General features: G+C 69.1%; 12 protein-coding genes and 1 pseudogene. 4 read left to right on the forward strand and 9 right to left on the reverse strand.

What is annotated here, in order from left to right; translation table 11 throughout:
• Nucleotides 1-207 carry a hypothetical protein gene (locus OHA58_RS04030; RefSeq protein WP_405476461.1) on the forward strand — a complete coding sequence of 69 codons (207 nt, stop codon included), beginning with the start codon at nucleotides 1-3 and terminating at the stop codon, nucleotides 205-207.
• A 79-nt stretch (nucleotides 208-286) separates the two neighbouring features.
• Here OHA58_RS04030 and OHA58_RS04035 read toward each other — a convergent pair whose 3' ends face one another.
• Nucleotides 287-526 carry a hypothetical protein gene (locus OHA58_RS04035; protein ID WP_405476463.1) on the reverse strand — a complete coding sequence of 80 codons (240 nt, stop codon included), beginning with the start codon at nucleotides 524-526 and terminating at the stop codon, nucleotides 287-289.
• A gap of 110 nt (nucleotides 527-636) precedes the next feature.
• Here OHA58_RS04035 and OHA58_RS04040 point away from each other — a divergent pair, with 110 nt between their 5' ends.
• A complete protein-coding gene (locus OHA58_RS04040) occupies nucleotides 637-798 on the forward strand; it encodes a hypothetical protein (protein ID WP_405476464.1) in 162 nt (53 codons plus the stop codon).
• A 59-nt stretch (nucleotides 799-857) separates the two neighbouring features.
• Here the strand turns inward: OHA58_RS04040 and OHA58_RS04045 are convergent, their stop codons facing one another.
• Entirely contained in the window at nucleotides 858-1,202 is a 345-nt protein-coding gene (locus tag OHA58_RS04045; RefSeq protein ID WP_405476466.1) for a DUF6221 family protein, read from the reverse strand.
• Nucleotides 1,203-2,130: 928 nt separating this feature from the next.
• Between OHA58_RS04045 and OHA58_RS04050 the strand changes: the two are divergent.
• A pseudogene (locus tag OHA58_RS04050) lies at nucleotides 2,131-2,202 on the forward strand (integrase); the annotation flags it as partial.
• 354 nt (nucleotides 2,203-2,556) lie between these two features.
• Here the strand turns inward: OHA58_RS04050 and OHA58_RS04055 are convergent.
• The 7 genes from OHA58_RS04055 to OHA58_RS04085 all read right to left on the reverse strand — a co-directional run bounded on the left by OHA58_RS04055 (nucleotide 2,557) and on the right by OHA58_RS04085 (nucleotide 12,229).
• The gene (locus OHA58_RS04055; protein WP_405476468.1) at nucleotides 2,557-3,666 is read right to left on the reverse strand and encodes a hypothetical protein; all 1,110 of its coding nucleotides are present in this window, start codon (nucleotides 3,664-3,666) and stop codon (nucleotides 2,557-2,559) included.
• Nucleotides 3,667-3,755: 89 nt separating this feature from the next.
• Nucleotides 3,756-5,834 carry a methyltransferase, FxLD system gene (gene fxlM, locus OHA58_RS04060; RefSeq protein ID WP_405476470.1) on the reverse strand — a complete coding sequence of 693 codons (2,079 nt, stop codon included), beginning with the start codon at nucleotides 5,832-5,834 and terminating at the stop codon, nucleotides 3,756-3,758.
• 24 nt (nucleotides 5,835-5,858) lie between these two features.
• The gene (locus OHA58_RS04065) at nucleotides 5,859-7,121 is read right to left on the reverse strand and encodes a lanthionine synthetase C family protein (protein ID WP_405476471.1); all 1,263 of its coding nucleotides are present in this window, start codon (nucleotides 7,119-7,121) and stop codon (nucleotides 5,859-5,861) included.
• On the reverse strand, nucleotides 7,118-10,081 hold the full coding sequence (locus tag OHA58_RS04070) for a lantibiotic dehydratase (RefSeq protein ID WP_405484746.1): 2,964 nt from the start codon (nucleotides 10,079-10,081) through the stop codon (nucleotides 7,118-7,120). The genes OHA58_RS04065 and OHA58_RS04070 overlap by 4 nt, the downstream gene beginning before the upstream one ends.
• Before the next feature lie 220 nt (nucleotides 10,082-10,301).
• Nucleotides 10,302-10,499 carry an FxLD family lanthipeptide gene (locus OHA58_RS04075; RefSeq protein WP_405476473.1) on the reverse strand — a complete coding sequence of 66 codons (198 nt, stop codon included), beginning with the start codon at nucleotides 10,497-10,499 and terminating at the stop codon, nucleotides 10,302-10,304.
• A 712-nt stretch (nucleotides 10,500-11,211) separates the two neighbouring features.
• A complete protein-coding gene (locus OHA58_RS04080) occupies nucleotides 11,212-11,724 on the reverse strand; it encodes a DUF6415 family natural product biosynthesis protein (protein WP_405476474.1) in 513 nt (170 codons plus the stop codon).
• Nucleotides 11,717-12,229, reverse strand: a complete 513-nt coding sequence (locus OHA58_RS04085) for a hypothetical protein (RefSeq protein WP_355695963.1) — start codon at nucleotides 12,227-12,229, stop codon at nucleotides 11,717-11,719. The genes OHA58_RS04080 and OHA58_RS04085 overlap by 8 nt, the downstream gene beginning before the upstream one ends.
• Nucleotides 12,230-12,532: 303 nt before the next feature.
• Here OHA58_RS04085 and OHA58_RS04090 point away from each other — a divergent pair, with 303 nt between their 5' ends.
• Nucleotides 12,533-13,423, forward strand: coding sequence for a helix-turn-helix domain-containing protein (locus OHA58_RS04090; RefSeq protein ID WP_405476478.1), 891 nt, complete (start codon nucleotides 12,533-12,535; stop codon nucleotides 13,421-13,423).
• The last annotated feature ends 81 nt before the right edge of the window (nucleotides 13,424-13,504 follow it).

The following is a 13,504-nucleotide window of genomic DNA, read 5'->3' on the forward strand; positions in this document are numbered from 1 at the left end:
ATGGCCGACCTGGAGCGATACCGCGTCACCCTCACGACCGGGGGCGCTGTCGTCATGCAGGGCGCGTGGTCCATCCGCGAGACCGGGGAGCGGAAGTTCCGGTCATGGATCGGCAGCTACGGCGGCATAGCGGAGGCCAGGGTCGTCCTCACCGAGATGGGTGACGACGGCGCCGAGACGGTCCTGGAAGAGTGGCCTGAGGCGTAGCCCGTCAGGCCACGGGCTCGTATCACACGAGCTCATGGCGGAACTGCGTGGTTGCAACCGAAGCACTACACAGGCGGGTCTACTCCGCCGGGTCTTCGTCGGCGTGCCGTACGACCCTCTTCGTCGCCATCTCGACCTCATACCGCGCCTGCCCCGTCGCCTCTGCGTGCGCCGTGACGGCCGCCTGAAAGCGCTCGGTCGCGTCGCGCCACCGCCGCCACTGCGCGGTGTGCTCCTCGTCCGTGAGGCCGGCGAGCTTTGCGCGCTCTTCCTCGGCGGAACGTTCCAGCTTGATCAATTCATCGGGGATGTCTGTCACGAGCGGATCTTAGACGCGCCCGAGACGGCTGCCGCCTACAACCCTCCGCGGCCCTCGCACGTCATCCAAGAGCCATCGCGGCCCAACCGCGCACAACACCAAGGAGGCTAATGGATCACGACCTGGCTGCCCATGCACCTACCAAGAGGTGCGCCGACTGCGGCACCCCCATGGACGCCGAGACCAACAACGCGGAATGCTGGCACTGCCGCAAGTGCTTCAAACCGGCCTCGTGCGCGCACAACCACAACCAGTGGCCGCAGGAGCAGTAGCCCAGTCACCACACGCCAGATGCCCCCGTCTCAGCGAGGCGGGGCACCGGCGCGTTCGGCTATGACCGCCACTCCTCGCGGTAGCCGGGCCGGCCCTCGTACACGATCGCCAGTTCCTTGACGATCGGCTCCAGCACCACCAGCGACATGCGCGCCGGGCCCCTCATTAGGTAGTCCGGGGACTCGGCATCCTTCAGGGCCTCACAAGCGCGGGCGAGGATCTGTCGCTTGGCGTCGATCTCGCGCAGCACCCGCTCCGGATCGTGCTCCGCGACGTGCAGGCAGTCCTCACTGGCGCGGTAAGAGTCGGTATACGCGACAGGCCCGTGCTCGCCGTCATCGCCCACCACGCCGTCATCACGGATATGCCACGGTCCGGGAGTGGCCGCGCGCGATCCGCTCATCCTCGTCGAGCTGCTCGCGGAGCCACTGCACGAGACCATCCTGTGCCGCTCGAAAAGTCATCGTCGCTGCTGGCAGCGGTGATGGTTCGTCGGCTGGGAGCATGTTCGAGTGATCGTGTCCCTGCTGTACAAGGTGGTCCGGAAGCTGCTCACCCTCCCGTCGGCGCTACTTCGCAGTGATGCGGCGAAGGACGCGGAGCTTCTTGTGCTACGGCACGAAAATGCGGTGCTGCGCCGACAGTTGGCCGGTCCAGTCCGCTACGAGCCAGCGGACCGGTTCTGGTTCGCAGCCCTGTCCGGTCGGATACCTCGATTCCTCTGGCGCGAATTCTTCCCGGTCACCCCTGGTACCTTGCTCGGCTGGCATCGCCGATTCATCGCTGCGAAGTGGGACTACAGCTCGCGCAGGCGCACCGGTCGGCCACCCACTCGAGCGGCAATCAAAAACCTCGTGCTTCGACTCGCCAGCGAGAATCCGCGGTGGGGCCACAGGCGGATCCAAGGCGAGCTGGCGCGGCTCGGGCACCAGATCGCCGCCTCGACGGTATGGGAGATCATCCACGCTGCGGGCATCGCCCCGACCCCGCACCGCTCCGGCCCAACCTGGCACGAGTTCCTCACCGCCCAGGCCGAAGGCATCATCGCTGCAGACTTCTTCCACATCGACACCGCACTCGGCCGACGGTTGTACGCGCTGGCCTTCCTCGAACACGGCACGAGGCGCCTGCACATCACTGGGGTGACCAGCCACCCGACCCGGGACTGGGCCGTCCAGCAGGCGAGGAATCTCACCGCCGACCTCGGCGTGCGAACGGAGTCCTTGCGGTTCCTGTTGCGCGATCGAGACAGCAAGTACGGCGAGGCATTCGACGCGCTCTTCGAAGCCGAGAATCTGGACGTGATCAAGAGTGCACCGCGGTCCCCTCGGATGAACGCCCACTGCGAGCGCGTCATCGGCAGCATCCGGCGCGAAGTCCTCGACCACGTCCTCATCATGGGAGAAGCGCACGCGCGACACGTGCTCGCCGCCTACCAAACTCACCACAACGAGCACCGGCCCCCGCAACCAGCTGCCACCCAACACCCAGGTGCAACCCGCCGCAATGGACATCTGCACCCAGACCGCTGCGCACCCGGATCCTCGGCGGCATCATCAATGAATACAGACACGCCGCCTGACCTGCAGCGACGACTTTTCGAGCGGCACAAGGTCAGGCTTCTTCGGCTTCTTCGCAGGGGCTGCCTTCTCCTCCGCGGGTGCAGTCGCGGGGGCTCAAGCGGGGTTGACGTAATGCGCAACCCCCTTCACTGCCGGAACGTCAACGGCCGCGTTCTGGCACACCTACGGCACTGTCTACCTTCCTGTCGGGGCTGCGACGCTATTCCGGATGACGCGGTCGCTGATGCGCAACGCGGCCTTCACCTCGTTCTGCAGATCGGCGTGGACGGCGCCCGCGCCGAGCGCGCAGGCGCGGAGGAGGTCACGACAGTCCTGCGCCTTCCGATCGGTCACAAAGGTGGTCAACCATGGGTGTCCAAGGATCTCCCGGACGGCGTACCCGTCAGTCATCTGTGTCGCCCGGCGGTGCAGTTCCGCGACCACCAGGCGCGCGGCCGGGTCCTCGGGCGAGGCGACCGCGTCCAGCACCGTGAGACCGAGCCGGGTGTTGAAGACAGTCATGCCCTGCTCGTCCGCACGTACGAGGTAGGTGGCTACCAGGTCCTGCAGGTGGCGGTGGAACGGTTTGCCAGCGGCTCGGTGGCACAGGACGGTCAGGCAGCCCGTGACGGCGTCCTCCCAGGGCTCCCCGGGCTCAGTGCGGGCCAGGAGTTCCTCGGCGGCGAGAGTGTCACCTGCGGTAAGAGCGGCAAGGACGGCGACCTGGCGGCCGTCGTACATCCTCTGCCCAACGCCACGGTGTTCCTCAATGTGAGCGAGCGCCTCGGCCCAGCGGCCGGCAGTCGTCAGGGTTCGTGTCCCGTCGGCGAGGAGTACCCGCCACAGCCAGGCGCGGACCTCTTGGCAGTCCTCGGCGCTCGTGGTGAGGTCGGCCGGTACGGCGATGCCGTCGAACTGGGCTGATGCGCCGGTGCTGACGGCGTCGAACAGGGCGAAGAGGCGCTGACGGCCGTCGTCAGCGTGCCCGGCGCGGATCTGGAGGCGTGCGAGGTTGACGACCGGTTCGAGGGCCCGGATCGCGGTCATACCCGGCAGTGGGCAGGCGTGGAGGTAGGCGGCGGCGTGCTGATGGCACATCTCGCGGGCCAGCTCGGGCAGGTCGAGGTCGGAGGCGACGAGGGCGGCCTGGTTGTAGACCGCGGAGGCCAGGCCCTGGTCCGCCTTGTCGGCGGCGTTGTCGGCCAGTTCGGTGAGAGCGCGCACCCGTTGGGGCAGCGGCAGGCAGGCGGGGCGGAAGCGGGCGACGAGTGGGAAGCGCTGGGCTATGGGTCCGTGCGGGTCCATGGGTCCCCCCGGGGCGAGAGCGGAGAAGTGCGAGAACGTCGGTGCCCGTCGGCGTGTGGCCGGCGGGCACCGACCGTTGGGGCGGGGTGTCACTGCCAGTCGACGGTGACCCGGTTCAGGGGGTTGTCGATGACGAACCGGCCGGGGCGCTCCTCGACGGCGGGGGCGTAGAGAGACTGCAGCTCGAAGGTGGCTTCCTGGCCGCGGTAGTCGCGATCCCAGGTGCGGATGGCGTCGGCGACCTTCGCGGCCAGCTCGTCACTCCCGGGTCCGTGGCCGATGACGCCGAACTCCCACAACTTGCCGCCCTCGGGCGTCTTCTGGTCGGACAGGCGGCGGGCGAGGTAGGTGACGGCGCCCTTATCAACGGCTGCGGTCGACGAGGGGTAGGGGTCCTCCGTCAGCAGAGTGCCCTTGGCGGCCTGCGGGAAGTGCATGCGGACCAGGCCGGACGGCATGGTGCAGGAGACGAACAGCTCCATCCACTCCGGCGACTCCATGGCGCGGACCATCATGCCGGTCCACTCCTCGGTGCGCGGCTGCTCCAGCACTCCGGTCATGGCGTCGGCGTCGATGTTCTGGGCCGCAGGCGCGTGGAGCCGTACGGTGCCGTCCGTGCTGAGCGGGATGTCACGCCGGTCGTCGTCGGCGATGCCTCGGCGCAGCGGCATGAAGGTGTTCATCTCGCTGCCGCGGGACACCCAACGGCCGTCGTGCTGCTGGTAGACGATGGAACGGGAGACGCTTCCCTTGAGCCGCTGGGGGGCTACGATCCGGCCGCCGGGGGCGAGTTGTTCGAGCCAGGCGTGGGGGATGCCGTGCGCGCCGACGGTGGCGATGATCCGGTCGTACGGAGCCCCCTCGGCGTGTCCGAGGGCACCGTCGCGGGTCACCGCCTCCGCGTTGGTGAAGCCGGCCGCGGCGAGATGCGCGCGGGCGCCCTCGACCAGGTCGTCGTCGACGTCGATGGTGGTGACGTGACCGCTTTCGCCGACGAGATAGGCGATGAGGGCGGCGTTGTACCCAGTGCCGGCGCCGAGTTCGAGGATCCGCTCGCCCGGCTGGGCGTCGAGCTGGTCCAGCATGAGGGCGACGATGCTGGGCTGGGATGCGCAGGAGATCGAAGAGCCGTCGGCGTCGTGCTTGACGTCCACCACGTTGTTGGCATAGGCGGCCTCGAGCGTCGCCTCGGGCACGAAGAGGTGCCGGGGCACGGTACGCAGGGCAGTCTCGACTACAGGTGTACGGGCCTGCCCGTTGGCTTTGAGCTGGTCGACCAGGGCCTTGCGAAGCCGTGCGGCGTCGGCTTCGGAAGTGGCGAGGGTGTCGGTTTTCACTGCGTTGACGGTATCGGCTGCGGGCTGCATTCCGGCTGATGAAGGGGTGTTTTCACTCGATCCCATGACTACCTCTTTCGCGATGTGGGACAGGGCGTGTTGATCCTCTGGAGAGAGGCCGCCGCGGTTGGCGTGGAAGAGAACGTGGTGCGCGAGGACGGCGCGGAGTCCGCGGGTGAGTCCTCCATCCGCGACGAGGTCGGCGAGGGCCGTACCGGTCCGTTCAAAGGCGGCCACCCACTGGGTATGGCCGTCGAGCGGGCCTCCCCCGCGGCACAGAGCCGGGATGCTGGCGGTCATGAGCTTGCGCATCACCGGGGCCAGGGTGGCAGTCAGCTCTGGGGAAATCGGTCCGGCGGCGGGGCGGAGGGCGGCGTACTTCGCCCAGACGTCGCCCTGCTCGAACCAGTCCAGACCGGCGGCCCGCATCATTGCGCTCGCCAGGAGAACGGCGGTCTCCCGGCGGCCGAGGTGTCCCGGGCCGGGCCGGTAGGTGAGCAGGTGATGGCAGTCGGCGTGGAACAGCTCGTGCGCCGCTTCCATGGCGTCCAGGCCACCGAACGCGACCGTCTCGGGCTCGTAGATGCCAGGCAGCCAGGAGCGGACGGTCCCATCGTCGACGAGGTCACTCAGAGTCCGTTCGACGAGCGGGGACGGCTCGGACGCTCGGTAACGCAGCGGCCAAGGCTGCTTGTTCATGAACCACCACCCGGCGGCCTGCCCAGCTTCCTCGGCCTCGAACAGTGCGGGGCCGAGGCGTTCGGTGATGGCGCGCTTCGCGCTCTCGCGGTCGGCGAAGACGATGTTGTGCTGGTGCCAGTCCGGGGGCATGACGGGTCCTTCGATCGGCGGTGGTCAGGCAATGAGGAGGCAGGAGTCCCATGCGGTGCGGGGCGGCGTGGTGGGAGCCAGAAGTGCCAGAGCGATGCCTGCGGCGCCGTCGAGGAACCCGGGTCCGGCTTCGTTCGCCACGGTGACCGCGGCGGCTGCCGGGTCGGTGCCGGGTGGGTAAATCGTGGCGAGGAGTGGAGGGATGACGGCTTGGAGCTGTCCTACGGTCGAGGGGTGGGCGTCGGAGGCGGTCCGGGCGGCGATGTGGGCGAGGCCTGCGAATCCGTGGCACAGTCCGCTGTCCGTGGTGGCCTTGAGCTGTGCGGAGTCGGTGAGGGCGGCTACGAGCGCGTTCTCCGCAGCAATGCGCCGGGAGCGGTCGCCCAGGGCGAGGGCGGCGAGTTGCTGGGTTCGGGCCAGGCCGGCGGTGCCGTAGCACCACGACGGTCGCCGTGGCGTGGACGGGGCGAGTCGGCCGTCACGAAGTTCGGCCCGGGTGACCCAGTACGGCCAGGCCGGGCCGCGCCCAGTCGTCTCTTGCCAGCGGTCGAGCCACGCGAGGATGGTGCGCATCGCGTCGTGGTGTCCGTCGACGACTGTGTCGTGCCGGGCAGCGAGGGCCAGCAGGGCGAGGACGCCACCGATGCCGTGCGACATGCCCGAGTTGGCGTGTCCGTCGGGGAACCGGTCGGTGTCCGGTCGGCCCGTGGGTGCCGTTGGGGTCCACCAGCCCGGCAGGGTATCGCCGTCGTGGGTGATCGGCTCAGTGAGGCGTACGCAGTAGTCAAGGACCGTACGTACCGCAGCGCTGCCCGGGTTGCGGCGCAGGAGGTAGGCACCGTAGCCGGACAGACCTCGGATCGTGTCGAACTCCGCGATCTCGGGGAGCTGTGCCGCGTCAAGGCGACGGTGCGCGGCAGTAAGGCGCCGCAAGACGTCCCGGGCGATCTGCTCATCCAGTGTGTTGAGGGCGCGCCCGTAGGAGCCGGGCAGATGGTCGGCGGCGCAGGCAAGGACCTGGGCGAGGGCAGGCGCCCCGTAGAAGGGGTGGCTGTCGGCCCCGCTGGTGAACGGCTGCCGGGCAGCGGCGGCGAGCCAGGCGTGAGCGCGGTGCCACGGCGCGAGGCCAGCGGCGGCGCGCTCGACATGCAGCAGCGCAATCCCCGGCAGGCCGTAGGCGATGTGCTGCCGGTCCTCGGCCGCGGTGCGGGGGCCCAGCCGGGCGGTGTCGGGGTCGTCCAGGAGGTCGGCCAGGGCGGTGGATAGCTCAGCAGCAGGAGAGGTCACGGGCGTGCCTCCTTTCCCTTCTCGGTGCGGCCTGTCCAGGCCTGGGCGGCGGCGCGCGCGAGGTAGAGGCAGACCTCTTCCTCAGGGAAGTTCACAGCGACGTGCCGCACGAAATGTGTGTGCAGCAGCGAGGTGAGTACGTCGTCGAGCGCAATGCCGTCGGTGTCCGGGCCGGGCAGGTGCGGCCGGTACGCGGCGAGTGCGATGTCGCGGTCGGCCCAGCCGGTGACGATGGCCGCGCCGCCCGGCTCGGCGCGCAGCGCCGCCCAGCTGTCGGTGGGGTCGGCGAGCCGTACGGCCTCGGTGAACTCCCCGCGGGGGACCGGCTTCGGGGCTGTAGCCGGGACGTGGTCGATCAGCCAACGAGTACCGGCCTCGACGCTGCCGAGGAACGCGGCGGTGATTGCGACGGTGTGCGCAACCACCAGCGCACGCTGGGATGGGCCCCGCGGCTCGCGGAGCTGGGTGAGTACGGCGCGCGAGTCTGCTCGGAAGACGTCTTCGGCGCCCTCCCATGCGGCGCCGGAGCCCCATCGACCCATCTCGCGGTAGGAGGTGGGGAACCGCAGGTCCGACACGAGCCCGGCCGTGCGCAGTTCTTCGGCCCAGGCGGCGACCTTCCCGGCGGTCTCAACGAACGCGCCAGGGTCGGGAAGGGCGATGCGCAGACGGAGGTGCTGATCGGGATCGCGAAAGCGGATGTACCACCACGGCGGTGTGCCGAGGCGTTCGAGAAGGTCCGGCACGTGCTGCGCCAGGAGAGTGTCCTGTCGACGCAGATCGCCGTAAACCGCGGCGAGCAGCACTGAGGAGGCGGCGGGCGTCTGAATCTGCGCCGAGGAGAGGTTACGAGCCACGGTGGGTGTCGGCAGCGGCGGCCACCCCGGGGTCCGGGTCGCCTTGAGTGGCAGTACGACCTCGTGGGCGCGGCCGTCGCACCAGCCGTACGCCTCCGGGGCTGGCGCTTCGTGAAGGATGGCCGTGTTCGCGCGGTCGAGGTGCTGACGCAACAGCGCCCGGTGGCCTGCCTGATCGAGGTCAAGGAAGAGTCTGCGATCGTCCTCAACGAGGAAGACGCACTGCGGTGCGCGCCGCCGTGTCCGCCAGTCCTCCAGTGCGGCGTCCCAGTCCGACGCGGGTCGATCAAGCCGGGGGAGGTCTGCCGCGACCAGGCGCCAGCGTGCTGGAGCGAGTACCGCGCGGCGGTAGCGCAGCCGGGGCAGGTACGGCATTGCCGCGGCGGCGCCCCAGTCGAAGACGGTGACCTGGGCGCACTGGGCGCGGGACAGCTCGGTGAGGAACCGCACCAGGGGCGGGGTGTGGTCCTGGAGGTTCAGTGCGTGCATCCCTACCGGCTCGACACGGTGGCCGCGTGCGGGGGCGGCCAGGTACATGCGGCGGCCGTCGCAGGCCACGGCCAAGTCCTCGGGTGTGAGTACATGGTCGGCCGTAGCACGGTGCTCCTCAACGCTGAGCAGCGTGGGCAGGACTTGCGGGGTACGAGTGACGTGGGCGCTCTCGGGCAGCAGGGGCGGGAACGAGAGCTGCACGGGGACGGTGTTGGCGTCGGCGGCCGGCAGGTCGGACAGCCCCGCCTCCAAGGCCGCGCGGTCGTCGAGGGCCAGCACGCTCAGGAAGCGGCCGGAGGTGACGCCGGCGCCACGCGAGACGCTGATGACCTCCAGTCGGAACCGGCCGCGCTCCAGATCCTCGGCGCTGGCCGCGTGCACGCGCACGCCGATCTCCAGGTGCGGCGGGACGCGAGGGCTCTCAGGTCCGACGTCCAGGTCCTCGAGCAGCTCGTCGGTGAGGACGACTTCGTCGCGGCCGTCGAGCACAGCACTCTGCGCGATGCGCACCAGGGCGTCGTCCCGGGCGGAGAGCTGAGGTCGGCGCGGGCCGGCCGGAGCGCCGGGGTACCCGTCCGGGAAGCCGGTGCCACTGTCTGCGATCACCTCGCCCAGCGGCACCATCGTGCCGATGCCGTACCGCTCGTAGAACTTCTGGTGGTAGGCGCCCCAAGCGGCAGTGCCGTACGGGTGGCCACACACTCGGGTGAGGGCCCAGGCCGCGCGCTCGGCCTCCCGGGCGACCGCTTCCGGCAGGGCGAGGCGGGCGTCCAGGCGCAGGTCTAGCGCGAGAGGGTGACGGCGCAGGCCCGGTACGAGGGTCCGCATCCGCTGGGCCACCTGCTTCCGTGCCTCAGGGACCTTGCACGTAGTCAGATCGGCGTGGATCGAGTGCAGTTCGCTCACGGTGTCCGCGACGGAGCCGACGGTTCCGGCGTCAGCGGCGTCGAGCTGGTCAAGGAGATACGCGAGGGGATCGGTCTCGGTACTAGGCGCCTGTAAGGCGGTAAGAAGTACGCGTCGGCGGATCAGCCCCTCAATGAGTTGCCGAACTCGTTCCGGCGCGGTCCCGGGGAACTCTGCGGTCAGCTTGCCAACAAGTGCGTCGACCTGGATCGGTGTTCGGCTCGCCGCGAGGGCGGTCCGCACGGGGTTGGTCAGGGCCACGGATGCCTCGACGGCCCGTGGCCCCTCCTCACGGCTGTCTGCCTGGAATGGCACGATGAGCCGGTCACCGCGGATGCTGATCGTGTTGTTGACCAGGACGGTCAACCGGCCGAGCAGAGCAGGACAGGTCTCCAGCCGTTGGACGACGATGGCCAGCCACTCAGCTCCAGCACGGGCGGTGACGGTATGCCGGGTGCCCCACTCCGTCCCCGCGCGGAGACCAACCGTCGCCGTGGCAATGCCGGCAAACAGGCCGAAGGGAGTCGGTCGGTGCTGGGCCCGTAGGAGGTAGCGGGCAACGGAAAGTGCGGCGCGCCGCACGTCGCGCGCAGGGGGCTCCTCGGCGGCGCACAGAGCCTCGACTTGCGCAGCCAGCGCGGGCGCGGCGTGTTCGAGCGCTTCGGCGTTATCGCCGATGGTCCAGATTTCGCGTAGCCACCTCATGCGGTCCGCGGTGGAGGCGGAGGAGCAGCCATCGAGATCCGGCGTCGCAGGGTCGGCGACGGCGGGGTGGGCGACGGCGCGCACGAGAGCGGTAGTGCCGGATCGGAACGCTGTAGTCGAAGCAGCCACCACTACCTCCGAGTGGGATATGGGGGGCGGGCGGCCGGTGCCGCTACGCCACTGGCGCAACGGCACCGGCCTGGAGACACGACGACGAGTGTCAGGCGACGTTGGTGGTACAGGCACCGCAGGTAGAGCCGCAGCCATCGTTCGTGAGGTTGGTCAGGCTGGCACCGTCGGCCACCTCCACGAGGGAGACGTCGAGATCGAACCCGTCCGACGAGGCGGTGACGGGAGCCTGCCCGGTGGTGCTCTCGATGACCTTGCTTGCCATGAGTCTCAACTCCAGTTCGATCATGCTGAATTGGGATGGGAGTACACGCCAGGGCGCCATCGGCGGAGCGTAGCCACGGGGCTATCTCGACAGGTGACTTCCTGGCCAACCCAGCTGCCTAGGCCGGTGGGCCCGAGCGGGCTGGGAAGTATTGGGGTCACCCGCTGCCGGGACCGGATCCGCCCCGGCAGCGGGGAGTTGACCGTGCTCGCCGACCCGAGTGTGGGAGCAGTCACTCGGTGGCACTTAGCGAGCACGGAGTCTCAGGGGGCGATGCCAAGCTGAGCCGCGAGCGCGGCGTGCGAACGGCGCTACCAGGACCTCATAGGGCATCAGGGATCCTCCCGGGAGTGTAGGTATGCGAGCGTCTTGGGTTGGGACCCGCGCCCCGGCCGTGCGATGGGGCGCGGCACGACCGGAGGAGGGAGTCGGGACACAGGAACCGGGCGCTTCGCGACGAAGTAGGCGCGGGCCTTGGCGGTCACACGCTGAATGCACGGCTCGCAGGCGTAGAGCGGTGCGGCCGGGCCGTCCCACTGGACCGGGCCAATCCAGAGCACCGGGACCCGGGTGCGCTCGCACCACAGCCAACAATCGCCTGTGACCCACTCGCGTTCCGCGATGGTCCCTTCGTTGCGTCAGTACTGGCTCCGGCCGCCCCCGTCAGGGCACGAGGCGGATGGCGGCCGGAGCCTCCTCGGGGACAAGGCGCATACCCCCGAGGGATCTTGGAAAGTCACTCACCGGCAGGGGCTGGCGACGGCAGCCGCTGCTTGTCGGTCAAGGGTCTGAGTCCGTTGCGCGCGCGGCAGGACACGCAGGCGAAGAGGGAGCCGCCCGGGCCGCTGCCGGCCTCGATGACCTGGATGAGGCGCGGGTCATCGCCGTAGTCCTGGCACCAGGTACACAGGATGCGGCCCCCACCGACGGACACGACGATGTTGGCCAGGAGCCGGCATGCCGTCGCGAGGTGGTCGACATGCCACGTCGCATCTACGAGCCTCGGAGGACTGCAGGCCCGGTCGAGAATACGCAGCGTCCAGCCAAGGATCCGGGTGATCACCTGCCGTTGGCTCTCCGCCTCTTCGGGGAGGCTGCCGAGGATGTCCCGCGTCTTCGGCAACAAGGACCGTGCCCACTCCCGCAGTTGCTTGTCCCACTCGGCTGCCTCGTCTGCCGTACTGAGTGCGGGCACCCCTGTACCGAGAATGCGCAGGATCTCAACGGGTTCGGTTGCGGTGTCATTCATCGTCGGCTCTCTCCACCGCGGCTCGCTTGAACCTGCCGTAATCGATGAGCTGCCTGACCGCATGCGGGGAACAGAGATCGCCAGGGCCGTCCATGGGAACAACCCAGTGGCAGCGAGTCTCACAGGGATCATCGCGGCCCGGCCGTGGTACTCCGAGAAAGGAGCTCCCGCCGAGACACTCAACGTCAGGAACGGTGTTGCCCTTCCAAACCGGAAGCTTCGACGTGCTCGCCGGAACCAGCACATAGAAGCGGCGCGAGGTCTGGTCAGCGAAGACGGGGCCGCGCAGGACACGGGCCAGATAGTCGCTCACCGCCACCGGATCTTCCGTCCCCGCAGCCGCGTGCATGATGCCGGCCGAGATGCGGATGGCCGTGAAGATGCCACCGCACCGCAACACGGTGATTCCGTTCTCCGCCCACTCCCTCCTGGCTTCCTTGAGCGCCGGAGCCGCGGACAACAGCCAGTGCGCTGATGCCGATTCGCGGTCTCGGGCGGAGTGCATGAGCACCCCAGGGCTCGGCTCTACGGGAGCCCGGACATCGCTCATTGCGCGACCTCCGGTGCACCGGAAAGCGTGCTGGAGATGAACTCTCCAAGCTGTAGGGCAAGTTGGGTACGCTCGAGCATGGCGACTCCTAACCAGTCGTCCACGCCCCGGGGTCGGCGGCCAGCACTTCCCCGGGGCCTTGGCGTACAGGGTGGAATTCCCGAGGAAGTCCTGCCTCCCGGCGCCGGGTATCCCCATGATGGGTACACACCGAGGGCAGCCTCCGCGCAGACTCTTGGCGAGCAGGAAGAGTGCCGAATGACCTACCAACCACCGACTGCCCTGCCGCCCGAACTCCTCAACGACGAGGAAGTCCAGCGCGCCCTGTCAGACCATGACTTCGGTGTCGTTTTCCGGATCGCACGTGAGCGAGCTGGGATCAGCTACTCGAAGATCGCCGCCGAGTGCGACATCAAACCTGAACGGGTCGGGACGTTAGCCAAGGGCCATGGCCGGATCACGACGTTCGGCAAGATCGTGAACATCGCCGATGCCCTACGTGTCCCCGGGCACATGCTCGGCCTCACGCCACGCCCCTGGGAGGCAGCCGAGGCCGAGGGCACTCCTGCAGGAATGTCCCCTTCAGAGAACGGAATGCGCGTGCGCCGCCGCACCATCCTCCAAGCCGCAACCACTACCGGCCTCGCCGCCGCACTGCCGGCCCTGCACCGCCCCGATCCCCCGCGCCGCATCACCAACACGTACGTCGACCGGCTCCGCGAACGCACCGCCCGCCTACGCCGCCTCGACGACTTCCTTGGCGGCGGTGACACCTACCGCGTATACGTCGGCGAAGTCCAATTCACCAAGAGCCTCCTGCGGCGCGGGAGCTTCACAGACGAGACCCGCCGCCGCATCACCGCACTCCACGCCGAGCAAGCCCAGCAAGCGGGCTGGGCAGCCTTCGACGGCGGCCGCACACAGGACGCCGATGCCCTCTATGAGGAAAGCCGCGAGGCCGCCAAGGACGCCGGCGACGCCGACCTCTATGGCAACTCCCTCGCGTTCCTCGCCTACAAGACCATCGCGCACGACCGCCGGGCCGCCGTCACCTTCGCCAAAGACTCCTGCGCAACAATCACCGCCCGGACCCCGTCGTCCGTCCGCGCTCTCCTCTACGAGCGGCTCGCCTGGGCCTGCCGTCGATAACCAGCCGACGGGCACGGAGCGCGCTCTCGCCGCCGCACGCGATGCCCTGGCAAGCGCCCAGGACGGCGAACCTCAACCCGA

Origin of the sequence: Streptomyces sp. NBC_00009 (assembly GCF_045040855.1) — a bacterium.
Taxonomy (GTDB): Bacteria; Actinomycetota; Actinomycetes; order Streptomycetales; family Streptomycetaceae; genus Streptomyces; species Streptomyces aureus.